The 24,051-nt window shown below is 41.0% G+C and carries 25 protein-coding genes and 1 pseudogene; 21 read left to right on the top strand and 5 right to left on the bottom strand.

The annotated features are described in order from the left end of the window. Positions 1 to 158: 158 nt before the first annotated feature. The 11 genes from TV75_RS02415 to TV75_RS02370 all read left to right on the top strand — a co-directional run bounded on the left by TV75_RS02415 (position 159) and on the right by TV75_RS02370 (position 11,947). A complete protein-coding gene (locus tag TV75_RS02415) occupies positions 159 to 2,051 on the top strand; it encodes an IucA/IucC family protein (protein ID WP_044337040.1) in 1,893 nt (630 codons plus the stop codon). After that, on the top strand, positions 2,041 to 4,023 hold the full coding sequence (locus TV75_RS02410; protein ID WP_052504398.1) for an IucA/IucC family protein: 1,983 nt from the start codon (positions 2,041 to 2,043) through the stop codon (positions 4,021 to 4,023). The genes TV75_RS02415 and TV75_RS02410 overlap by 11 nt, the downstream gene beginning before the upstream one ends. A gap of 2 nt (positions 4,024 to 4,025) precedes the next feature. Continuing rightward, positions 4,026 to 5,237, top strand: a complete 1,212-nt coding sequence (locus tag TV75_RS02405) for an MFS transporter (RefSeq protein ID WP_253275459.1) — start codon at positions 4,026 to 4,028, stop codon at positions 5,235 to 5,237. 3 nt (positions 5,238 to 5,240) lie between these two features. Beyond that, positions 5,241 to 6,440, top strand: a complete 1,200-nt coding sequence (locus TV75_RS02400) for a type III PLP-dependent enzyme (RefSeq protein ID WP_044337037.1) — start codon at positions 5,241 to 5,243, stop codon at positions 6,438 to 6,440. 86 nt (positions 6,441 to 6,526) lie between these two features. Next, the gene (locus tag TV75_RS21735; RefSeq protein WP_156142303.1) at positions 6,527 to 6,691 is read left to right on the top strand and encodes a hypothetical protein; all 165 of its coding nucleotides are present in this window, start codon (positions 6,527 to 6,529) and stop codon (positions 6,689 to 6,691) included. A 207-nt stretch (positions 6,692 to 6,898) separates the two neighbouring features. After that, complete coding sequence (locus TV75_RS02395; protein ID WP_253275458.1) at positions 6,899 to 7,510, top strand: nucleotidyltransferase family protein; 612 nt, start codon at positions 6,899 to 6,901, stop codon at positions 7,508 to 7,510. A 220-nt stretch (positions 7,511 to 7,730) separates the two neighbouring features. Then, complete coding sequence (locus tag TV75_RS02390) at positions 7,731 to 8,213, top strand: YjdJ family protein (protein ID WP_044337036.1); 483 nt, start codon at positions 7,731 to 7,733, stop codon at positions 8,211 to 8,213. A 164-nt stretch (positions 8,214 to 8,377) separates the two neighbouring features. Beyond that, complete coding sequence (locus tag TV75_RS02385) at positions 8,378 to 8,788, top strand: MerR family transcriptional regulator (protein WP_044337035.1); 411 nt, start codon at positions 8,378 to 8,380, stop codon at positions 8,786 to 8,788. A gap of 42 nt (positions 8,789 to 8,830) precedes the next feature. Continuing rightward, positions 8,831 to 10,102: a hemolysin family protein gene (locus tag TV75_RS02380; protein WP_044337034.1), complete on the top strand. Its 1,272-nt coding sequence runs from the start codon at positions 8,831 to 8,833 to the stop codon at positions 10,100 to 10,102. A 72-nt stretch (positions 10,103 to 10,174) separates the two neighbouring features. Beyond that, the gene (locus TV75_RS02375) at positions 10,175 to 10,996 is read left to right on the top strand and encodes an EcsC family protein (protein WP_044337033.1); all 822 of its coding nucleotides are present in this window, start codon (positions 10,175 to 10,177) and stop codon (positions 10,994 to 10,996) included. Positions 10,997 to 11,233: 237 nt separating this feature from the next. Next, positions 11,234 to 11,947 carry a hypothetical protein gene (locus tag TV75_RS02370; protein ID WP_044337032.1) on the top strand — a complete coding sequence of 238 codons (714 nt, stop codon included), beginning with the start codon at positions 11,234 to 11,236 and terminating at the stop codon, positions 11,945 to 11,947. Between the two features lie 35 nt (positions 11,948 to 11,982). Here TV75_RS02370 and TV75_RS02365 read toward each other — a convergent pair whose 3' ends face one another. Together TV75_RS02365 and TV75_RS02360 are read right to left on the bottom strand one after the other, a co-directional pair. After that, positions 11,983 to 12,375: an SET domain-containing protein gene (locus tag TV75_RS02365; protein WP_044337031.1), complete on the bottom strand. Its 393-nt coding sequence runs from the start codon at positions 12,373 to 12,375 to the stop codon at positions 11,983 to 11,985. 92 nt (positions 12,376 to 12,467) lie between these two features. Further along, entirely contained in the window at positions 12,468 to 13,781 is a 1,314-nt protein-coding gene (locus TV75_RS02360; protein WP_052504397.1) for a D-alanyl-D-alanine carboxypeptidase family protein, read from the bottom strand. A gap of 261 nt (positions 13,782 to 14,042) precedes the next feature. Between TV75_RS02360 and TV75_RS02355 the strand changes: the two genes are divergently transcribed. Continuing rightward, positions 14,043 to 15,056 carry a S66 family peptidase gene (locus tag TV75_RS02355; protein ID WP_044337030.1) on the top strand — a complete coding sequence of 338 codons (1,014 nt, stop codon included), beginning with the start codon at positions 14,043 to 14,045 and terminating at the stop codon, positions 15,054 to 15,056. 37 nt (positions 15,057 to 15,093) lie between these two features. On the opposite strand, the gene TV75_RS02350 is transcribed toward TV75_RS02355, so the two are convergent. After that, positions 15,094 to 15,486: a hypothetical protein gene (locus TV75_RS02350; RefSeq protein ID WP_044337029.1), complete on the bottom strand. Its 393-nt coding sequence runs from the start codon at positions 15,484 to 15,486 to the stop codon at positions 15,094 to 15,096. A gap of 137 nt (positions 15,487 to 15,623) precedes the next feature. Between TV75_RS02350 and TV75_RS02345 the strand changes: the two genes are divergently transcribed. The 5 genes and pseudogenes from TV75_RS02345 (at position 15,624) to TV75_RS02325 (ending at position 19,198) form a co-directional block, all read left to right on the top strand. Then, on the top strand, positions 15,624 to 16,541 hold the full coding sequence (locus tag TV75_RS02345; protein ID WP_082051115.1) for an alpha/beta fold hydrolase: 918 nt from the start codon (positions 15,624 to 15,626) through the stop codon (positions 16,539 to 16,541). Beyond that, on the top strand, positions 16,538 to 17,020 hold the full coding sequence (locus TV75_RS02340; RefSeq protein ID WP_044337027.1) for a DNA topology modulation protein FlaR: 483 nt from the start codon (positions 16,538 to 16,540) through the stop codon (positions 17,018 to 17,020). The genes TV75_RS02345 and TV75_RS02340 overlap by 4 nt, the downstream gene beginning before the upstream one ends. Before the next feature lie 13 nt (positions 17,021 to 17,033). After that, entirely contained in the window at positions 17,034 to 17,579 is a 546-nt protein-coding gene (locus TV75_RS02335; protein WP_044337026.1) for a GNAT family N-acetyltransferase, read from the top strand. Continuing rightward, positions 17,576 to 18,624, top strand: a pseudogene (locus TV75_RS02330) (serine hydrolase domain-containing protein). Before TV75_RS02335 ends, TV75_RS02330 begins: the two are co-directional and overlap by 4 nt. Before the next feature lie 73 nt (positions 18,625 to 18,697). Next, on the top strand, positions 18,698 to 19,198 hold the full coding sequence (locus TV75_RS02325) for a CBO0543 family protein (RefSeq protein ID WP_044337025.1): 501 nt from the start codon (positions 18,698 to 18,700) through the stop codon (positions 19,196 to 19,198). A gap of 8 nt (positions 19,199 to 19,206) precedes the next feature. Here the strand turns inward: TV75_RS02325 and TV75_RS02320 are convergent, their stop codons facing one another. Next, positions 19,207 to 19,710 carry a GNAT family N-acetyltransferase gene (locus TV75_RS02320; RefSeq protein WP_044337024.1) on the bottom strand — a complete coding sequence of 168 codons (504 nt, stop codon included), beginning with the start codon at positions 19,708 to 19,710 and terminating at the stop codon, positions 19,207 to 19,209. Positions 19,711 to 19,822: 112 nt separating this feature from the next. On the opposite strand from TV75_RS02320, the gene TV75_RS02315 reads away from it, so the two are divergent. From TV75_RS02315 to TV75_RS02305, 3 genes are all read left to right on the top strand, one after another. Next, complete coding sequence (locus tag TV75_RS02315; protein ID WP_044337023.1) at positions 19,823 to 20,269, top strand: HIT family protein; 447 nt, start codon at positions 19,823 to 19,825, stop codon at positions 20,267 to 20,269. Then, a complete protein-coding gene (locus TV75_RS02310; protein ID WP_044337022.1) occupies positions 20,266 to 21,507 on the top strand; it encodes an aminopeptidase in 1,242 nt (413 codons plus the stop codon). The genes TV75_RS02315 and TV75_RS02310 overlap by 4 nt, the downstream gene beginning before the upstream one ends. A gap of 98 nt (positions 21,508 to 21,605) precedes the next feature. Beyond that, positions 21,606 to 22,001: a VOC family protein gene (locus tag TV75_RS02305; protein WP_044337021.1), complete on the top strand. Its 396-nt coding sequence runs from the start codon at positions 21,606 to 21,608 to the stop codon at positions 21,999 to 22,001. Positions 22,002 to 22,142: 141 nt separating this feature from the next. Here the strand turns inward: TV75_RS02305 and TV75_RS02300 are convergent, their stop codons facing one another. Further along, complete coding sequence (locus tag TV75_RS02300) at positions 22,143 to 23,258, bottom strand: NADH:flavin oxidoreductase (protein ID WP_044337020.1); 1,116 nt, start codon at positions 23,256 to 23,258, stop codon at positions 22,143 to 22,145. A gap of 211 nt (positions 23,259 to 23,469) precedes the next feature. On the opposite strand from TV75_RS02300, the gene TV75_RS02295 reads away from it, so the two are divergent. Next, the gene (locus TV75_RS02295; protein ID WP_044337019.1) at positions 23,470 to 24,027 is read left to right on the top strand and encodes a glycerol-3-phosphate responsive antiterminator; all 558 of its coding nucleotides are present in this window, start codon (positions 23,470 to 23,472) and stop codon (positions 24,025 to 24,027) included. Positions 24,028 to 24,051: the final 24 nt, after the last annotated feature.

The following is a 24,051-nucleotide window of genomic DNA, read 5'->3' as shown; positions in this document are numbered from 1 at the left end:
AGCATAACTTGAAGGGCGATTACGAAGTCATTACTTATGAGACAATTTCGAGAGAAGGGACTATTTCCTTATTTCCGTATTTTAAATTGACAATGAGAATCATTTTCATTTAAACTTTGTAATTGAAAACGATTCTCACTAAAAAAGGAGGAGCACAGATGACCATTCTGTCCTCACATCAGCCATCTCAAATAATGGAGACCGATATGCGAAAGATCATCCAAGAAAAGTTACCAATATCTCAAAAACGCATTCTTCATAAACTTGTTCAAGCGATCGTTCGAGAAGAGGTATTCGACTACACTTGGGAAAATTCAACAAATGACGGCAAATCATTATACATAAGACCCTCACACAACATAATAATCAAGGTTCCCATACAGCATACCTATTCACTTGGACAAATGGATATTGAAGATCCCATTATTATAGAAAAAGAAAATACAGTCCATCCAATTGATACTCCTGCTCAGTTTATAGAGGAATTGATCGGGGCACGGTCCTCTGAATCCGGTAATCTGAATCAGCTTAAAATCGAACTGGAAAACAGTGTCATGAATGATGCTTTAGCTTTAACCGCTGCCAAGTTGAGACAGGGTGGGAATATATCAGAGAGCACCCTTGGCTATTTACAAAAAGAACAATCTTCTAACGCATCATTCAGTCCATTGGTTTTTTTAGAACAATGGGTCATCGAAGGTCATACTCTCCACCCTTGTTCAAAGACAAGGCTTGGTTTATCAGAAAATGAAGTGATGGTGTACGCTCCAGAATGGGGAAATAAGGTAGATATCATTCCCCTCGCAATTCATAAGAGCATATCGTCATTCTCGAAAATAACCGATGGACCGTCCATGACAGCCGTGTTATTGAAGGATCATCCTTACCTGGACGAAGCATTCAAGGAGAACATAACCCGACTTCACCTGGAACCTGAGGAATACGACATCATTCCCGTTCATCCATGGCAATACGAACACACCGTTAAAAAACATTACAGAACAGAATTGAAACAGAAATTGCTCATCCCGATCGACACAACGATTCCCTATCAGCCATTGATCTCCTTCCGATCATTAGCGCCAAATAATCGAATGCAACATCATATAAAAACAGCCCTCAACGTTCAAATGACGAGTGCGAAAAGAATCGTTTCACCCACATCCGTCTGGAATGGTCCTGTTATTTCAGACCTGTTGAATACTATCTCCAAACATGACTTAGAGATAAATAATAGAATTAACTTTCTATCTGAAAGTAGTGGTGGGCATTACCAATCCAATCGTAAGGAAGCGTCGCTAAATTTAGAAAAGAACTTGTCTGCTCTAATCAGGGAAAATCCAGAAAAGAACCTGACGAACGAGGAATTTGCTGTTCCGGGAGCAGCGCTCATCAACACATCGCCGGTTACTGGGAAGGTGTTGATTGTGGAACTTATTGAAGAATGGTCAATGAGGAAAGGAATTTCTAAAGAAAGTGCTGCTGCTGATTTTATTCAAGAATACGCAAGCACTCTGATTCCCGGTCTCATTAACTTGATCGTTAAGTATGGAATCAGTCTGGAAGCACATCTTCAAAATGCACTCATTATTTTCGAAAATGGGCTTCCGAGCAAACTATCGATAAGAGACAACGGGGGGATTCGCATTTTAGAAGAGCGTTGCCGTACGTTTATCGAAAAAGGGAAAATCAGCAACGAAACGAATTTACTCACCTCCGAACCAGTAGATTTATATAAAATGTTTTCACACGCCGTCATTCATAATCATTTGGGAGAAATCATCGTGAGAATAGCAAGAGAACTAAAGATTTCTGAAGCTCTTCAGTGGCGACAGGTTTCTGATGTAATTCAATTCACCTTGGAGGATTTAAAAACCCGAATGCTTCACAAGGAACATGCAGATCATTTTGAACAGGAATTATTTAGTACAAGAACGTATTTAAAGTCACTGATAAAAATGAGATTATCCGATGCCATCACAGAAAATATGTATGTTTCGGCTCCTAATCCATTAATTCAAGGAGGAAAGGAGAATATCATTGAACCTTAATAAAAATCATCCATTAGCTGAAAGGCGGTTTCTGGACGAAGAAACTCAATGCCTGAAATACCTGAAAGAAAATCAACCTCATTTGGTAGCCCACTATATAGAGCATCTGGATAAAGGACGACAAACGATTCTTAACAAGCTTGCATCCTCTTTATTAAGGGAAGACGTGAACTCACTTTACTCTGATTCTGTTCAATTGAAGAAAATAGGTTCGGTTTATGTAACAAGCCTTTTGAAAGTGTATAAAAAGTGGGAGCCGTTTTTGCATCAGCTTCAAACCGTTGAGCTAAGGGAGGATCTTTCTTATAGAATGAAGTCTTTTGAAGACTATATGATTCTGTTCCCTATTAAGGATGAACTCGCCTTTCGAAGAGTCACTCTAGAGGGAGAAGTACTATGGATTTCAAAAGAGTCCCATGGGAAAGTAAGGACGGCCAGTGAGCTGATTTCTCTTTTAGAAATTTCAGATGAGGGGTATAAACTTATCCATGAACTTGATAATGGAACGGCTAATCAATCCCTCGGATATGCCAAGCATGCCCACTGGATAGAGAGCCTGAAGAAAGAAATGGGTGAGAACCGTTGTCCGTCTTCCCTGGAGTATGTTAAAAGGAAGAAGCAGGATGAACCCCTATGGAGCCAGCTTTCATTCTTTGAGCAGCTTAGTTTAGAAGGGCATCATTTACATCCAGGTTCAAAAACCAAAACGGGCATGTCCCCTGAGGATGTAGCCACCTATTCACCTGAATTTCATCAAACATTTAAGATTTGCTTTGTAGCGGTTAAAAAGGAATGGGTTGAAATGACTGAAGCTGAGCCGAATACAATAGAAGAAACGTTTTCAGAGATTATGCCATCCTACCATGATTTTATGACGAAAAATAAACTCAATCTAGATAATTATAAGCTTCTGCCTATTCACGAATGGCAGTATAAACATGCTTTATATCCACTTTATCAATCAGAAATTAATAGGGGGATTATCATCCCGATTGAAACTCTATCTATCGTATGTGAGGCTTCTTCATCATTTCGCACAGTTCTGCCTCAGAATAACAACAGTCGGTTTGTTAAACTGGCCGTCAATAGTCAGATGACTTCCACTGTAAGATCGATCTCAAGTCAAACTGCCTTAAACAGTACCATTTTCACGGAAATGGTGAGGGATATTTTAAAGGAAGAAACAGAGTTAACTCCTTTTCTTCCACTTAACGAAATAGCCGGGTACACATTTAAATCAGAAAGGGATGATCAAAGGAGAAACCTGACTGTCGTCATAAGAGAAAATCGGGAAGAGGATCTGGATGAACAGGAAGTAATGATCACTGGCAGCAGTTTATACGCCATCTCACCTTTTTCCAATCGCACCATTCTTGCTGAACTTCTGGATGAATATTGCGAGCATCAGAAAATATCTAAAGAAAGAGGAGCACAGTCATTTTTTAAAGAGTATTTATCTGTGACTATTCCAGGTTTCCTCACCTTCTTGACAAAATATGGAGTTGCGTTGGAAGGACATTTGCAGAATAGTCTCCCAGTTTTCAAAAACGGTAAACCTGTGCGCTTTTACTTCCGGGATTGGGGAGGAGCGAGGATCTTCAAAAAGAGATTAGTTGCTCAAAATCTTTTCCCGGACTTTCATCCAGGCAGTATCACGATGACTGACAATATAGAAGAAATGTACTCAAAAGCCCACTACACGATTTTCCAAAGTCATTTTGGGGAGGTCATCCGTCTTCTTGTAGAAGCTTCAGGTGTCTATGAAGGTGAGTTCTGGGCATTGGTAAAAATGACTTGTGAAGATACATTTACTTCACTTTCCTTGACGGTTCCCTGGAATGTTGAAGAAGACAGAGCATTTTTTTATCAGAGAGAAGTAAAGCATAAAGCGTTAACAAGGATGAGAATGAGCTCTTCAGAAGGATATCTATACAGTCAAGTTACCAATCCGTTAGGAAGAGAAGAGAGCTGAAAGTGAATTCTTTTCCTGTTCAGCAGCATATCGCATTGAAATCACGACCTTTCCGCCGCTTCTTGTATGGGAGCTTCTTTGTACGGTCCACAGATTGGATGGATCTAACCATTCTCAACTGGATTGTGTATGAGTGGACTCATTCAGCAGTGGCGTTGGGGATTGTGAATGCATGCAGACTGCTGCCGGTTTTCCTTTTTTCCGTATCTGCAGGTGTGGCAGCAGACAAATATAATCGACGAAACGCACTTCTCATCCTGTATAGTGGAATCTTTTTATCTACCATTTCCATTGCGGTTATAATTGGACTGCAAGCATCGTTTTACTTACTACTTTTCGCCATAACGATTCGATCCATTTTTATGAGTTACGAAGTGCCCATTCGTAATGCCATGTTATCAGATATTGTTCCTATTGAAATGCTGGGAAGTGCCATAACCCTACAAACGACGTGTATCAACGTAGCAAGAATGCTTGGTCCGGCGTTTGCAGGTGTACTCCTTGGGCATTTCACAGCTGGGGATGTCATGATCGGAGTCTCGTTCGGGACTCTCTTGGTCATTTTATCATTGATGACCATTTCCACCCCTCAACGGCTGAAAGGAGTGACAGAAACGAAAGGGAAGAAATCATTGAGTGAAACCTTTCATTACATAAAAGGAGAACCCGGGATATCCGGAATCATGTTAGCTGCTGTAGCTCCGATGATTTTTGGATTTCCCTATACGACAATGCTTCCCATTATTTCGAAAGAGCTGATGGGTCTCGGTCCGGCGGGATTTGGATTGTTACTTTCCATTTCTTCTGCAGGTGCGATCGCCGCTACCGGGTACCTGACATTCCGACAGCCGAGGATGGGGGGACGTTGGCTGATTTTGTCCTCACTTGCCTTCGGAACAACCTTAATCTTATTTACCGTGATGAGTCGTTATTATTATATAGCTCTGGGCTTTATGTTCTTAGTGGGATTCGCAAGTCAATATTACAGAACATTAAGCAGAATCCTCATCCAGGTGAAGGTGGCAGATGAGTTTCGGGGCAGGGTATTGAGCATTGCCCTTATGGACAGGGGCTACATTCCCCTCGGGGCCATCCTGATCGGGTTTATCGCCAGTTCATTTGATGCTTACACGGCCGGCCTTTCAATGGGAATCGGAACCGTCCTGTTTACCATCATCTTTGTCCGCAGTAATCGAAGTTTATGGAAGGAGTAATCTATGATTTCTAATAACGTCAGCGCATATCTCCCGTTACTTCTTAACAATAGAAGAGAGGATCCCATATGTGCCTATATCTATGACATTTATAAATTAAAAAAACATGTTCATTATCTGAGGGAGTCATTGCCTTCTTACTGTTCCTTATTTTATGCGGTCAAAGCAAATCCCGACATGAAGATCATCCATGCTTTAGAAGAGTATATTGATGGATTCGACACAGCTTCAGAAGGGGAACTCAACAAGGTCCTGAATCTCACTGATAAGCCCATTATCTTTGGAGCACCGGCAAAAAAAGACAGGGAAATGGAGTATCTCTCCAAGGGAAATCTCCACGCGATGAATATAGAAAGCGAACGGGACTTGCATCGATTGAACCGCTTAGGATCCGTTACAGGGGTGAAGCTCCCTGTCCTCATTCGTGTGAACAGTACCTATCAGGTGGCCAGGAGCTCTCATAAAATGACTGGTGTTCCGACTCAATTCGGAATAGAAGAAGAAAGGATCCCTACTCTATTAAATGATCTGTCAGACTATCCTTACCTCGAAGTAAAAGGCTTTCACTTTCATGCGATGAGTAATAATCTGGATGCCCTTGATCACCTGGAATTCATACATTCCTGCCGGGAAAAGATAGTGGAGTGGAAGGCTGTCTTTACATTACCTTCTGCCACTATATTGAACGCAGGTGGAGGCATCGGTATAAACTATGAACATCCAGAAGAGCCATTTGATTGGGAAACCTTCTCGAATGGTTTGCAGCAAATGAAAGCTTTATTTACTCATGAGGGAATCCAGCTGATATTGGAACTTGGCCGGTATGTGGTAGCTGATTGCGGATTCTATGTGGCGGAAGTGATGGACATTAAGAGAAATCATGGTGAGCATTTTGCATTGATAAGAGGAGGTACTCATCATTTACGGCTGCCTGCAGCCTGGAAAATGAGTCATCCCCATACGATTTATCCAGTGAACAAATGGTACGACGAGCCACTGCCGAGACCAGAGTTAAGGAAAGAATTCGTTACAGTAGCAGGAGAATTATGCACCCCCAATGACTTGCTTATCCGGAAGAGTTATATAGAAAGGTTAAGAGTAGGAGACTTAGTGGTTTTCTCCAAGGCAGGAGCGTATGGCTGGACCATCTCTCATCACGATTTCTTGTCGCACCCACAACCTGAATTTCATTACTTGGAATAGCGCCTGATTTTTGAAAAAGATGAAACTTACTCCTGCTTTCATCCGTATATATAGAAAGGGATTTTTCAAGGGTAGGAGTGAAGCGTATGCTATGGTGGATTATTGGCATTGCCGTTGTATTCGGTATAATAAGTGGCCTTCTAAGACGTAAATTTTCACAAAATACATTTGATGCAGGAAATCATAACGAAAGACAACTTCAAGAAGAAGAACGAGTGAAAGCGAGCAGTTGGTTTACCGGGGGGCAATGATACGATAAGAAATGTCAGGAAAACTTCCTGGCATTTTTATTTTGACCTCCATTACCCACTGGTTGAATGAACTGAATAGCAAATCCAAAAGAATCCTTTTGAGCCCGCTTTTCATGGTAAAATAAGTTAAAACCGTTCAAGTCATACCCGAGAATTCATTCAGGGGAAATTCTTCAATGGTCTACAAAGGAACAAGGGGGGAAGACCGTGATCAAATCTGAACAGGACATTTTGGATTTAGTTAAAAATGATTCATCGATGATGGGCATCTTAGAAACCGTTCAAACCATTCATCTGCCCGACTGGTGGATCTGTGCAGGATTTGTAAGGACGAAAGTGTGGGATACACTGCATGGGTATTCAAAGAAAACAGCCTTGCCGGATATTGATGTAGTATATTTTGATGCTTCGAATACAGAGGAGCAATTCGAAAAGTATTTGGAATCCAAATTAAAGGAAAAAGCTCCTGCCGAACCGTGGTCTGTGAAAAACCAGGCCAGGATGCATATCAAAAATGGAGAAGCACCCTATAGCTCCACGATTGATGCTGTATCTCGATTCCCTGAAACTGCTACTTCCATTGCATTGACGCTGAACGAGAATAATGACCTTATTTTAGCAGCACCCTGGGGGATACAAGATTTACTTTCCCTCCAAATAAAGCCGACACCACCTTTTACAGGTAAAGAAGCATTGGCCTCTATTTATGAAAAAAGGATGCTGGAAAAGGATTGGAATACGAAGTGGCCGAAAGTGAAGGTTTATGGTACTAATGGAAAATTACTGGAGGGTGAAACAAGATTGAATTTAATTCCTTGAAAGGCGATTTGAAGAAGAAAATTTTTACTATCCATTTTCTAGTTCGCTATTTTAAGTTTATCAGTTTGAGTGACTTTTTGAGTACTTATCATAGCTTAGGATCTTGCAAGCGTTCACTTTGATCATTCTGTTACATAAGGGGGAACCCATAATATTAAACGTTTTTTATCATCGATCAGACATATTTTGAGGTCCGTCCCTCAAAGGAAAGGAGAAAGTTATGTCGATTAGGTATTGGTCACAAATAGGCATCGGGTTGATTATCTTTGGATTTGCGTCTTTGGTCTCTTGGTATGAAGGGAGTACTTTGTTGGATAACTCTTGGGAATGGAGGTATTCTGCTCCGTTCAGTGAGATGATTCATGGCAGTGTTCAAAGTTCAAATGATATAGTAGCACTTGATTTCTTTGTATATGCTGCCAAGTTTTCACCATTTTATCCCGGGGTGATGTTTATCAGTGCCAGTTATCTTTCAGTTCTGATCGCATTTCGGTTATTAAAACAAACAATTTTCCGGATTTCAATTGCCCTCCTTGGCGTGATTGACCTTGTAATAAGTTTCATCATCTCCTCATCACCTACTGCGGGAGCGAATATTTTATTTTGGTTATTACTATTAGTCGGACTATTAATGACAGTAGTAGCGGGTTTCCTTCACTTATTCCCCTTCATACGTATGAAAAGCCATTTCGATGCAAAATAGAGGGACGGACCTCGATTTGACGCCAATTTTCATTGGAAACCTTGTATTAAGCATCTTTAATACGAAAACAGACTTTTTTTGAGGTCCGTCCCTAAACCGTAACGTTTAACTGTACGGTTTAGGAGAAATAAAGTATACTACTCTAGAGGTGATAACTTGGGAAGTTGTATCGAATAGGCGAGCTATCGAAGCTAAGTGAAGTGTCCAAGCGGACGATTGATTATTATACGAAAATGGGTTTATTAAAATGCAACCGGTCGAACAATAATTACCGGTATTATCATGAAGAAGCATTAGCAGACTTGAAGCTGATCGAACAGTGTCAGCACATGAATATGACGTTGAATGAAATTAAAGACCGAATGATTCTTTTGAAATCCGAGCATGTCGATCATTCAGTACTAGAAAAGCAAGTGAATCATATACGAAATGAAATGAAGCATCTGCATAACGAATTGCATGAGGTCCTGCAGGCTATGGATACATTAGGGGATGAGGACCGTAAACGCATGTTAAAGCAGGTTTCCCCACAGGCTTCGGCACTATTTCAAGCATTAATGGTTTTTTCTGGTTAAACCAGCATAATAGATAAACAACTACAGGAGAGTGACTTTTTTTTGGACGATATACCACTGAATTCATTAGTATTATTAGGAGCATTAATCCTTTTATCTGCCTTTTTCTCATCGGCGGAAACGGCTTACTCCAGTGTAAACAAGATCAGGCTTATGAATTTCGTAAGTGAAGGAAGAAGAGGAAGCATCAAGGCTCATTATATTGCGGAGAATTTTGATAAAGCCCTGTCTACGATTTTAGTCGGGAATAACATTGTAAACATCGCCGCAGCAAGTATTTCAGCAAAGCTTGCCACAGATATATTCGGAGGTAACACTGGTCTTGTCATCAGTACGTTTGTCATGACACTGTTAATTCTGATTTTCGGGGAGATCCTGCCGAAATCATTGGCAAAAGAAAACGCTGAAACCTATTCCCTGACCATATCCGGCGTGCTGTTCTTCTTAATCAAAATCCTTACACCGATCAACTACTTTTTTATCAAATTAAAAGAGTTGGTATCGAAGTTCTTCTCGAAAAATCACGAGATGCCATCTGTCACAGAGGAAGAGTTAAAAGTGATGCTTGATATTAGTGAAGAAGAAGGAGTCATTGATAAAGAAGAAAGGGAGTTGATTCACCGCTCCATGGACTTTGATGATATCCTTGCTACCGAGGTCCTTACGCCCCGGATCGATGTCATGGCCGTTGAGGTGAACCAACCGATTGAAGAAATCAAAGAAATGTTTTTTGAAGAACGTTTTTCACGGATTCCGGTTTATGAAGATCATATCGATAACATCATAGGAATTCTTTCAGAGAAAGAATTCTTCACTCACTTGATCAAGTTCGGTGAAGTGAACATCCGGGAATTGATTCGTGAACCGATGTTTGTATTTGAATCATCCAAAATTTCCGCCCTGCTTACCAAGCTTCAAAAGAACAATGTGCATATGGCCATTGTAGTGGATGAGTTTGGCGGCACGACGGGAATCATCACCCTCGAAGATATTTTGGAAGAAATCGTAGGGGAGATATGGGATGAGCAGGATGAGAAGACCCATTCCATGAGAAAAATCAGTGAAAAAGAATATCGATTCGATTCACAATATCAATTAGATGAATTCACAGAGCTGCTTGATGTACCTGAGCCCGAAAGTTCCTACCATACGATTGGGGGATGGGTGGTTGAAAGCTTCGAAGATCTTCCATCAGAGGGCGACAGCTTCGACTATGAAAACTTGAAAGTGAGCGTAGAAGAGGTGGATAATCGCCGGGTACGTACGATTAAAGTTGAAATACTTGAAGGGAAAACAGAGGATATTGTTCAATAAGGTGGAAATAACAGGCTTTTCATTGCCTGTTATTTTTTTGGTTTATCTTTGATACAAGGAGGCTGCTGTAATATGAACGAATCAGAAACAAGGGAAGCTCTTTTGCATGAACTGGAAGTCGTTAATAAATGGTCAGAGGATCAAAAAGGGTTATGGTTTTGGGAGAAGCTCGGCCGTATTCCATTTATGATCCTTGACCGGATCACTCCTCAAACGGTGCATAACAAGATCGGACAAGCGCTGGATGAAATAGGGAGCTATATACAAAAGGGAGGAAGTTACCTAACAAGTGAGAGAGAAGTCGTTAGGCGATTTGTTAAGAGAACAGACAATCCTCACTTATCGGTAATGCATATTTCCAAGCTTCCCCTTTCATATATGGATGAAGTAAGCGAAGGGATTGTAGGCATGAGAAAAAAGGTTGCCATGACCCAGGGGGCGACTACCGGAATCGGCGGTTTCCTGACTCTAAGCATTGATATACCTTTCATTCTGGGTATCTCACTTAAGACTCTTCAGGAGATCGCAATAAGTTACGGGTACGATCCAAATGATCAACAAGAGCGCATTTTCATAATAAAGTGTTTACAATTCGTTTCTTCAGATATAGTAGGGAAACAAGCAATCCTTCACGAACTATCGGACTTTAACAAAAAGGATACGGAGAAAAGAGAACAAACCCTTTCCCAGCTTCAAGGCTGGAGGGAAGTGATGATCAGCTTCCGTGATAACTTCGGATGGAAAAAACTATTCCAAATGATTCCCATCGCAGGAATCCTGTTCGGCTCCTTCATCAACAAATCCATGATCTCAGACATCGGCGAAACCGGCCGTATGCTCTACCGTAAAAGACGAATCCTTGAGAAGCTTGAAGAGGGACGGACCTCTGAATAATAACTTTTCTGTAGAAAAGGCTTAATATCAACCTTTTTAAATAATGAATGTAGATCAGAGGTCCGTCCCTCTGATCTTTTTTTAATGTCATTCTTTTGGAAAATTCTTTTGGAAAAAATTATGATAAGATAAAAGAAAAGCTTGGGGATGCTTTTAGATGATGATGAATATTAATGGTAATACGGTAGATGAAGAGACTCTGAGAAATTGGAGTAGGCTGATTGCTGAGGTGTTTCAATGAAAAATACAAAATGGTTATATTATCTTATGTTGACCTTCCTTGTGATCCTTAGTTGGTATTTCTATCAGAGGATGACTGACCGTACCTACGAGGGAATGACTATCATCCCCGAAGAACATGATGACATCCCTTTATATAAAGGCTTGGAAGCAACAATGAGCAATTATAAAATGAAAGGCGATCATTGGATGGGTATCTATGTTTTTTATCTCGAGGAACTTCCAAAATTGGGTTGGGAGGTAAGTGAATTAGATTCAGCAATTGACGATCATGCTCCTGAAAATGATTGGGGCGGTTTTTATTCTAGTTGGAGAAAAGTAGGATTTGATGGAGAATTATCCATCTCATCCCATTTCAATCAAGGGGAAGGCTATACAGAAGTCATATTTGACAAACATCCTATTTATCATTCATCTGTTTGGATAGAGGGGCCTCCCAAAAACGCATGTGTTTATGTTGATTCTGGTAATGAATCCTGCCGGACGATCAACGATAAGGAAACCATACAGTCTTTAGTTGATTTTATCAACGATGGCATTGATTGGGATGACCAATCAACCGAACCCCGTTCAAGTAAGAAAACCTATCTGTTTGATGATTTAAAAGTTGAAGTCCTATACGAAGGAGACAAGGAAATCTATATGAAATCAGATAAAGGGATAAAGGTAATGAAACCAGAATCTGAGTTCCTGAAAATCATTAGTCAGTAAAAGAAAAGGGACCTCCAAGTGGAAGTCCCTTTTAATTATTCATCTTCGTTTTTATCTTTATTAAACCAAAGCGGTTCATCATTATCCACTTCGCCATTATAATTAATGAGCAATTCTTCGCCAGCTTGAATGTCTTTGTAGGCATAAAAGTCGAAGGTATGGTTATCGAAATTTATTTCGTAAATTGTATTTGGTGTATATGAATGGTTAAACAACATTCCATATCCTAATAGAAGTGCTGTGTGATTGATTCCGTATTCAAATACATAGTCCGCAAGGAATGTTTTTTCAATATGTTCATGTTCCTCATTGGGATAGGGGATGACTGGTGCTTCATGAACCAGCTCTCCTTTGGCTATATCTCTTTTTGCAAAAACGCCGCGATTAAGATCACCGTCACTAAGAGATGATATTTTCACTTCGATCATTATGCCACCTTCTTTCTATATCCTCTAACTTAGTAAGCTTGACACGAACTGGATAGAAAAGCAACATCAAATCTATAATGTAGCCAGCTCAATCAAAACAAATCTCCAAAAAAACCTTGAATGCTTCGTGCGCTTCGTACTAGCCAACTGGCCTTCTCTACGGACTCGGCGGCATATATATCAACTTTATAGGAAGGTTGTTTTTTATCAAAGATATACTCGTTCTTTTCAGGGGTTTCGATCAACATTTCACCAATTTTTTCACCTTTTTGAATGGGAGCTTGAAGAGTACCATCGTTGTTAAGCTTATCTTCCTCTAATTTGACTGAAGCTTTCACTTTTTCTTTCTCTTCTTTTGTAACACGGATAGATAGAGGCTTGTCTATTCTAATGGTTACCGTTTGTTCCTTACCGTCTGGAACGTCTAACGTGTGTTCCTTTTTCATATCAATATCATTTAAAGTATACTTAACCGTCTCAAACTGATTAAATCCATAATCAAGAAGTTCTGTCGTTTGAATGAAGCGCTCGGCACTGCTGGGCTGACCATATTCATCCTTTGCATCTAAAATGACTGAAATATATCGTACCCCATCACGTTCTGCAGTCCCGGTAAAAGTGGAACCTGCAAAGGGTGTCGTACCTGTCTTTAATCCATCTGCACCTTTATAAAAATAGGTTTTATCTTTTAAAAGGCCGTTTGTATTCTTCATGAGGAGTTCTTCATTTGTCCCCGGTCTGAAAACTTTGGAAGGGAGCTTCGATGTCTCTAATACTTCTGGAAAATCGTGAATGAGGTAATAAGCCAAAGTGGCCATATCTTCAGCCGATACCATGTTTTCATCATTTACATCCGTTCCCTTCGGAAACATGCCGAGCATATCATAGTTACTCAGTCCGGAAGAATTAACAAATTGATAATGTTCAAATCCGAGTTCCTTCGCCTTTGCATTCATCCTCTTTACAAATTCTCCCTCAGAACCTGCTACGACTTCGGAAAGTGCAATCGCTGCACCGTTTCCTGATTTGATCACCATGGCATCATACAATTCCCTTACCGTATACTCTTCGTCCGCTCTTAAGGGGACATTGCTCAAGCCTGGTGCATTCGCTAATTGATGGACTTTGTCACTTACTTTATACGTTTGATCCCATTTGACCTTTCCTTCTTGAATGGCTTCTAACACAAGGTATTCTGTCATCATCTTCGTCATGCTGGCAATACCGAGCAGCTGATCTTCATGTTCCTTATAAACAATCTTACCCGTATCTGCTTCCACTAAAATCGCAGCATCTGCATTTATATCTAATTTTGTCTTCCCATGCGCCGTTTGCTGAAAAGGCGTCATGGCCATAAAGGATATCATCAAAACCGACAGGCTTTGCTTCATTGCATTCTTCTTCAAACCAATACCTCCAAAACCTAGTTTACACAACCAAATTATTTTACCACACAAACCACATAAGCGCCCCCAAACCCCAAAACCTTTTCAAATCGTTCATATTATTGTCAAAAAGAGGGACGGACCTTTCTTTGAGGAGAATCCTCATTTTATAGAGAGATGTGGTCGGCTGAGGTCCGTCCCTCTTATCGAAACTGGAAAATAATTCTTGCTCCAAACCTTCCAATCTGGTAAAATCGTTTAAACTGTTTGGAGGTAAAGACTATGATTACATACCCACTTTTGTCAAAACACGCCACAATAGGCGTGACCGCTCCTTCATCAGGAGTTCCTCAAGAACTGCATGATTTGTTAAAGCAATCCATCTCAAAAATGGAAAGTAAAGGCTACTCCGTAAAATGCGGAGAGACTGTATGGACGCAGCATAAAGCAAAATCTTCCCCTGCCCAAAAGAGAGCCACTGAATTGAACCAAATGTTGCAGGACAATAAAGTCGCCCTCATTCTCCCGCCATGGGGCGGGGAACTACTCATAGAAATCCTGGAACTCATTGATTATGAACATATCAAAAATAAATGGCTGCTTGGTTATTCCGACACGAGTGTGCTATTACTGGCTCTAACGTTAAAAACTGGAATCGCCACTGCCCATGGAACCAATCTCGTTGATCTGAGAGGAGAGTACTCCGATCCGACGACGGCACAATGGGAAACCGTGCTCTCAACGAAAAAAGGATCATCTGTTACTCAATACTCATCCCAGCACTATCAAAAAGAATGGAATCACGACCAGCCTTCTCCAACAGTCTTTCACTTGAATGAGCCAACTATTTGGAAAACTGCAGGAAATCAAGATGTAAAGGTCAATGGCCGTCTACTCGGAGGCTGCATAGATGTCATCAGGCACTTGATCGGAACGCCTTATGGAAACATAGCAGATTTTAGAGAGAAGCATATAAAGAATGAAACCATTCTCTGGTATTTTGAAAACTGTGAACTAAATACCGCAGATCTGCGCCGGACACTTGTACAGATGAAATTAGCCGGCTGGTTCGACCATTCTTCCGGAATTCTGTTTGGAAGAAGTGCTAGCAACACTCCTGTAGGTGATTATTTGATTGAAGATGTCTACCAAGAGTTATCCGGCGAACTAGATGTTCCAATCGTGTATGATATTGACTGTGGGCACCAGCCTCCTCAAATGACTTTTATCAACGGAGCATATGGAGAAGTAGAGGTCTCCGGTGGAAAAGGAAAAGTCATTCAAACATTCAAATAATCAAAAAAAACGTCCCATACCAGGACGTTTTTTCTGCCTATTTCCTCAAAACATTATATCGCTTTTCATTCATCACCCACATGAGATATCCCCATAGCCATCCGCCTGCTATACAGCATACCATCAAAAGTGGAAGGTAGTCTCTGATCACTCCATAGAGGATCACTGAGAATATCAAACCAGTAATCAACGACCCATAAACAAAAGAAAAGAACCATTTCCCTTTCCTTCGAATGGTTTCCCAACGCCTCCAGTAGTCGCCATCCGGCACCCTGCTGTTAATAAAGAAAACACAGGCATTCATAAAAAAGATAAGACTGATGGCCAAATACATGTAGGATTTCGGATCTAACCAAAACACAAGAAAATTAATCAGAGAAGTGAAGGAGAACATGATATATATGAGTTTATTTTGTTTTGTTTTTTCCATTTCAGCGCCCCCAATCTTCTGTATTATATCAAACCATTTCCGACATGGACCAACATATCCCTACATAAAAAAGGAAAATACCTACATCTTATAGAAGTCTAATGAGGAACAGAAATCAGCTAAGGGAGCTTTTATTAATGAAATCAAAAATCATGAACATTCGGAATAAGGGTATTCATGTCGAAACCCATGGTTCTAAGGAAAATCCAGCCTTACTATACCTGCACGGGGGCCCTGGTGAGAGTTGCTATGATTTCTCGTTTCATCAAAGTGAACGATTAGGGAACCATTTTTATCTTATTGCGATCGATCAAAGAGGTGTTTGTCGCTCAGAAGCCATTCAAGAAAAAGAAGAGTTTGGTTTTCAGGATCTGGTAGAAGATTGTGAAGCACTCAGAAAGGAATTAGGAATCGACAAATGGTCTGTACTAGGCCACTCCTTTGGAGGGTTCCTTGCTCTTGCATATGTATCCCAGTATCCTGAATCCATCGAGAAAGTCATTTTCGAATGTCCCACCTTCGATTTCACCCTGACATCTAGAGGACTGCTTAAGAAAACCGCTCAATTATTCGGAAAATACAATCAGTTTGAGTTGCAAGAGAAGGCTAAGAAATTGGCTGAGGAAGACCTTTCTCCAAGAGACTTCACAGAAATCTATATGCAGCTTAGTGACGAACTTGGAGAACACCAAATGCAAATCTATACACATAATTTTGATAACCCTACTGACTATTATGCTACTTACACAGACGAAGAATGGGACACCTTATACGACCGTTCAGATCATCACTATCATCTTCTCCGGGAAGAAGGCGTCATTTTTACCAGTTTGTTGGATAGAATCAAGCTAATAGAAACACCTATGCTTCTTCTGACAGGGGAGTATGATCCGGTTACATGTGAAAAACATGTAGAAACATTTCATAGAGATGCAGCAAACGGTAGTATCGTTCATTTTAAACATAGTGGTCATACACCCCATTACGAGGAAGCAGACCGCTTTAAACAGGTTATCTCGGATTATCTAATAGTCAAAGACCGTCAATCCTCATGAACACAGCTAAGAGAATTCACATCATTGGCTCCGTCGCAAGCGGAAAATCCACACTCGCTCGCCGCCTTTCAAAGGAAAGAGGGATTCCCTATTATGAACTTGATAATGTGATGTGGAGAAGACACCCCGATGGAGATAGTAGAAATAAGGAAGCCCAACGAAGAGACATACTTACCTCAATACTAAATCGGGAATCGTGGATCATCGAAGGCGTACATTATCAAGAATGGATGTACAAATGTCTTGAAGAGGCAGATCTTATCATCTTTCTTGATACACCAAAAAGGAAGCGGAATTTTCGGATACTCAAACGCTACATAGAAGAGAAATATGGATTCAAAAAAGGAAACTACAAGCAAACCCTAACGATGCTTAGAAAAATGTATGGGTGGAATCGACATTACGAAACGAAAGAAAAGCCAATCGTCATGCGAATTCTCAAACCCTATCAATATAAAGTCATCATTCAAAAAGGATAAAGGGGCAATCATCATGTTTACATATAAACTAAACGACGAATTAGAATTAAGACTTCTCGATTTACAGGATGCTGAACGAATCCATGAACTGACTGATCAGTCCAGATCCTATCTGCGTGAGTGGCTCCCATGGGTTGATTACTCAAAAACGGTGGATGATTCAAAGGAATTCATTAAAGGTACACGTTTGGGCTTCGCGAATGATAAGAGTTTGACTACTGGCATCATCTATCAAAGTGAAATAGTAGGAGTAGCAGGATTCAACGTACTTGACTGGTCAAACAGAGTGGCGTACATCGGCTATTGGTTAGGTGAAGGCTACCAGGGAAAAGGAATTATGACGACAGTTGCAAAGGGGCTTACGAAATACGCATTTGAATACTTAAAAATGAATAAGGTTGAAATTACCGCTGCGGAATTCAACCATCGCAGTCGAGCGATCCCCGAGCGTCTTGGATTCAAGGAAGAAGGGAAGCTGAGGCAAAGAGAATGGATTTATGATCATTATGTGGATCATATTGTATACGGTATGCTCGCAGACGAGTGGAAGAAGTCTTGAAGGGGACCCTACAAGGACCACTAAAGGAATTGATCTCCTGGGTTGACGACATTAAATATAAAAATGGGAGCTCCGCTTCAGCCCTTTATATCTTAAAAGATAATCAGGTTCTATTGGAGCATTATAGCGGCAGGCACTCCCACGGAAAATATGCTTCTCATATCACAGAACAGTCTCAATTTAATGTAGCTTCTGCCCGTAAAAGTTATTTAGGTCTTTCGGTTGCCTACGCTTTACATGATAAATATATCTCATGCCTGGATGATCCAATCACTCATTATTTTCCTGAGTTTGATAAAGATCTGTATAAAGGTACAACGATCCGTCACCTTGTAACTCATTCCCACGGACTAAATACCGACGAGAATGGATACATCTTTCGGGAATTCGAGTCCGGTAGCAAATGGGAATACTGTAACGTGGGTGTGGACATAATGACAAAATTAATTCACCGACTGTATGGGAAAGGTTACCCTCAACTTTTAAACGAGAGGGTTTTTACACCATTGGGGTTTAGTGAAACGGGATGGAGAACGGAACCAGATGAAAATCTTGTACCTATCATCGACCACATTGATAAACCTGCACTACCTGGACTGGGGGCAGCTTCAGATGGAACGGAGAAGAATTTATTTGTATCTCCCAGGGAATTTGCTCTCTGGGGACAGCTACATGTTCAAAAAGGCATGATGAATGGAAGACAAATCGTTCCCTCTAAAGTGATTGAGGCTGCCACCTCCATTCAAAATGTTTCGTATTCTGATACCTCATTACCTGGGACCGGTCTGTTTTGGTACGTTCAAGACATTCCACGAAAAAAAAGTGAACTCGGTGAGAGGGTACCTGCTGGATCTTATCAAATAGTAGGCGTCACCGGTCCAACAATTCTCGTAATTCCTGCTTATAACGTGGTGGTGGTAAAAATGTATAACAAGCGATACAACTATGGGGGGGAAGAATACCTTTATTATTTTATTATTTACGGGAGTTCAGTAACAAAGTGGCAGATCTATTTTCCTTCCTTAAGAATGGTGCACCGCAATAGACCGAGGAATGAATTACCAAATATTTGGTAACACTAACATCTATATTATGAGTCGGGCTATGGGGGGGATCCCATGTTTCATATTGTAGTCATTGTGGTGATAATTCTCAGTTCCTTGAAGTGGGGATCCTGGAATAGATGGAAAGAATTTCTTCCCACCATCTATTACTTTAGTTTTTTCAATATGTTTTATCAGTATATCAGCTACACCATGAAGGCAGTTTGGGAACTTGATGGATTTTTCATCAATATGTTCGTCACGGATTCTCTTTACACGATGATCGCTTATCCTTGCCTTGTGGTTCTATTTTTAAGCCACTATCCTGAAGAAATCAGGATGAAAATCCTTTATAATTTTAAATACATAGGTGTCGCCATTTTGATAGAATGGGCAGCGTGGACTATGGAATCCATTGAATATTTTGAAGGATGGAACCTTTGGTGGACGCTACTGTTTTATTTTATTATGTTTCCTATGCTGAGCCTTCACTACAGAAATCCTTTTCGGGCACTGGTGCTATCAGTCTTTGTCGTTGCTTTCTTACTTATTAGCTTTGATTATCATGTATTATGAAAAGAGAATTATAAGAATAACACCATCAATTCTTCATCGAAATATTCATCGTTATATTTCAATGCCCGCTTTTCCGTTCCGTATGGCTTGAATCCACAAGAGTGATAGAGCCCCTTCGCTGTTTCATTGGTTGTTACAACTGTAATCATGACTTGTTCAATGCCATCCTCCTCTTTTGCTTGTGTGATGGCGGTTTGAATCAACCTTCTTGCGAATCCCTTCCCACGATGGGAAGGGGCCACATACATGGCAAAAATAGAAGCTTTATGCTTCATTTTTAAAGCACCTTCACGTACGAGGGTCACCGCTCCGACCAGTTTCCCGTCAACAAAGCAACCAAACGTGTAGCTGCCCTTTTGTACAAGTCTCCCGGCTGTCACTTCAATTGGATTGGGACGGGCGAGGGCTTCTTCATAGCTGCCACCGAAGCTCGAAGGACTTTGTTTCAGCATTTCCAAACGAAGCTGCCAATAAGCTTCGGCATTTTTTTCATTGAGCAATTGAATTTCCATTAATTTCTGACCTTCTTTCTTTTACATGATAAGATGAGAGAAGCATGTATTTAAGCTATTCAAACAGATTTCGACATTAATGGTGGAATTCCTTTAAATTGGAGGTATATGAATGGAAGAATGCCTAGGCTGCCGACTTGCAAATAAAAAGGAGAGAGTATTTATCATTTACGAAGATGATCATGTGTCCTGCTTTTTGGACCATGTCCCGCATCACCCAGGACATACCCTGATCCTCCCCAAAAGACATAAAGTGGAAGTAACGGAATTGGATGAGGCTGAGAGCCTCTCCATTATGAAGGCTTCTCAACTAGTTGCACAAACCATACAAGCACTATATGTACCCAACGGCATTACTATCTGTCAGAATGGAGGCATCTACAACGAGTTAACTCATTATCATATGCATGTTATTCCGCGGAATGAGGAAGCAGATCGATTTGGCGAACTCTTTTATGGAATGGCTCAGGTTGGACGACACGGTGAAGCTCTGGAAGAAACTCAAAAAAAGATGATGGCCTACATTAATAGAATACAAGAATTGGAGATAACCAAATGACCATACATAAAGATTTCGACAAAAAAATAAAACAATACGCAGAGCTTGCCATTAAAGTGGGAGTAAATGTTCAACATGATCAGCCACTTTGGATCTCTGCTCCCCTCGGAACTGAACATTTTGTGCGCATCGTCGTAAAGGAAGCCTATCTTGCCGGGGCCAGAAATGTACATGTTCAATGGTATGACGAGGAGATTATGCGAACACATTATGAAATGGCCCCGGATGATACCTTTTATGAATATCCAAGCTGGCTGTCTGCTGCTCATGAGTGGGTTGTGGACCATAAAGGAGCTTTCCTTCAGATAGAAGCCAATGACCCGGACCTGCTGAAGGGAATCGATCCAGACCGGATCCTTAATTTTGAAAAAGCAAGTGGAGACGCCCTTGACCGTTTCTATGAAGCCATCGAAAAAGATCAAATCAGCTGGTCGATCGTAGCCATCCCTTCGCAGAAATGGGCCGATAAAGTCTTTCCTGGCTTGCCTGAGAAAGAGAGAATAGCAAGCCTATGGGACCGTATATTCACGTCCGTCCGCATCGATCATGAAGATCCCGTCCTCGCTTGGCAAACCCATATCCAAACCCTGACCGACAAAGCAAGCGAACTTAATGACTTAAAGCTTGAAAGCCTGCTCTACCAATCGGCTGGGACGGACCTGACCATAGAACTCCATGAAGATCACCTGTGGCTGACGGGGGCGAGCAAAACACCACAAGGAACACATTTCATTGCCAATATGCCGACAGAAGAAGTTTATACTGTTCCTGTGAAAACCGGAGTCAATGGCACAGTTATAAGCACCAAGCCACTTGCTTACAATGGCAACGTCATTGAAGACTTCACCCTTACTTTTAATGATGGGGAAATTACGAATGTAACGGCAAGAAAAGGAGAGGAAATCCTGAAAAAATTGATTTTGACGGATGAAGGGGCAGCCTACCTAGGTGAGGTGGCACTTGTTCCACATCAGTCACCTATCTCTGATTCTGGCGTTCTATTCTTTAACACCTTATTTGATGAAAATGCATCCAATCATCTAGCGATCGGTTCCTCTTATCCAACGTGCATAAAGGATGGAGACATTTTATCAGATGAAGAACGGGAGGCTAAGGGGCTTAATGAAAGTGTGGTTCATGAAGATTTCATGATTGGTTCTGCCCAGATGAATATAGATGGAGTGTGCCGTGATGGAAGGAAAATCGCTATTTTCCGTAATGGGAACTGGGCTATATAAATGAAAGGAGCCAGCTAGAGTCTAGTTGATTGCTTTAGCTTCTTCTTTAAGCCACTAACCCCACGACACATTTAATTTAATAGTAAAGGAGATAAACCATGATTTATGAAATGACCGTGCAAGTCCGAGTAACAGATATGCAAGAAGGGCAACGATGGTATGAAACATTATTAAATCGTACTCCTGATTTCATCCCCCACGACGGATTCGCTGAATGGGAACTCATTCCTGGCTGTTGGCTCCAAGTAGCAGAAGGTACCCCAACGCCAAATTCAGGTCCCATCCGTCTAGGCGTTGAAGATATTGGCAGAGAAAGGGAAAGACTGTCATCCCTTTTAGGTACCAAGCACTTTGACATTCATGAAAGAGAAGAAGTCCCGGTAAAATGGGCAACCTTTCAGGATCCATGGGGGAATGGAATCGGTATGTTCGAATATCACAGTAAAACTGAAATGCAAGCACGTATTCGGTCCCTTTTTGGAAAAAAGAAATAAGGTCCCTCATTTGATCAAAAAGAAGACATCTGATTGCAGATTCTATTGGTGTATAAGTGTTAAGTGTCAGCTTACTTCCGACTAGAATCATAAAAAGAAGAACCCTTAATGTCAGTAAAGGGTTCTTCTTTTACATTAAACTTATTCAACAATGTTCATCTCAAGCTCATGTTTTTTCACATATGCTTGAGGAAGCAAGGTTCTTTCAAAGTCAAACTTCTCAAGATCCAAGCCTTTTTCAACCTTATTCGGAAGATCCGGGTTCGCAAGGGCACTTGTACCTAAGCTGATAAACTCAGCCTGCTCTTTTTGCAGAAGTACTTCTGCTTTAGAGGGATCACCGAGTTGACCATTGGCAATTACCGGTAATTGACTATAAGAAGTGGCAGCCTCGGCGAGAGTCATGCTACCTTCCCCGAAGGACGGTTCAGAACCATCTCCATCTGTTGTATGAATATAATCTAATTCCGTTTTTCCTAATGATGTAAAGATGGTCTCTGCAGCGGCTTGACCTTCTGGCCATTTATAAGTTTGATCAGCCACTTTCCCTTGAGAAATACGAATCCCTACCACAAAGTCATCCCCAACAGCACTCCGGACATCGTGGATGATTTCGGTTAGTAGACGAAGTCGATTTTCAAGCGGGCCACCGTATTCATCTTCGCGTTTATTTAAATAATCCGTCAAGAACTGGTCCAGTAAATAACCATTGGCACCATGAATTTCTACACCTTCAAAGCCTGCTTCTTTGGCATTTACAGCACTTTCCACGAAGGACTTTTTGACAGCTTCAATATCGTCCATCGTCATTTCTTCCGGAACAGGGAAAGGGCCGGACCCTCCGTAGAATCCAAGCTGATCACCTTTTGGTGCAATGGCAGATGGTGCTTTAGTATTGTCTTCATAGGCATTCCCTTGACTTTGTCCTCCTGCGTGCATAAGCTGAGCAATCATCAAGGATCCGTGACTGTGAACCGTTTGAACAATTTTCCTCCATGCTTCTATTTGCTCTTTATTTACAATGCCCGGCTGGTTGAAGTATCCCTGACTGTATTGTTTATCTGTATATATTCCTTCTGAAATGATAACGCCGAAACCGCCTTTTGCGAAGCGTTCGTAATACCTTTCCATCGTTTCATTTGCCACGCCATTTTCACCTGCACTCACCCGGGTCATGGGTGCAACTATATAACGATTCTTAGTTAAGCCGGCGCCGAGGTTGCCTTTTGAAAACAGTAGAGTATAAGGTGAACTCATTTTGAACACTCCTTTAAAGTATTTTTAAGATGATTATATCTCTCATCTTTAACGGAATCTAACTTTACGCCTGATGGATATGCCGGTCCCATAAAATGTTATATTGTGGTAAAATCAATACAATATGGGTGATATATAACATAGAGCATCATTTATGGTATAATTTCTCCTTGTGAAAACATACATGCTACATCTATAAGGGGGTAATGTGATGAGTTTTGAAGGTCAAAAGATAATGCCTGCCATCCGCTCTATGAAGGACTTTGATAAAATGCTTGAAACCTCTTTTCAATATGGTGTGTTTCTCGACCTCCATGTCGGGATGCTGAAGAGCGTCTTCGACTATGCACGAAACCAGAATCGAAAGATGTTTTTACATTTGGATTTAATTCACGGGTTATCAAGTGATGAGTATGCTGCAGAATATGTCTGTCAGGAAATCAAACCCTATGGCATTATATCCACTAAAGGAAATGTGATAAAAAAAGCAAGGCAAAAAGGTGTATTTGCCACTCAACGAATGTTCGTGATTGATTCAAGTGCCATGAATCGGAGCATTGAACTTATACATAAGACAGATCCCGACTTTATTGAAGTGCTGCCAGGTGTGGTTCCTAAAATAATAAAAGAAATAGGTGAAAAGACGGGCAAGCCCATTTTTGCAGGCGGACTGATTGACACAGTGGAGGAAGTGGAAGCAGCAATTGAGGCAGGCGCAACGGCGATCACGACTTCTGATCGGGTACTCTGGAAACATTTTGACAGATGAAAATTCACAAAAATCCATTGACAC

It is taken from the genome of Rossellomorea aquimaris (assembly GCF_000935355.1).
Taxonomy (GTDB): domain Bacteria; phylum Bacillota; class Bacilli; order Bacillales; family Bacillaceae_B; genus Rossellomorea; species Rossellomorea aquimaris_B.
Note: the sequence above shows the minus strand (reverse complement) of the source record. Positions and strands in the feature narration are given on the sequence as shown.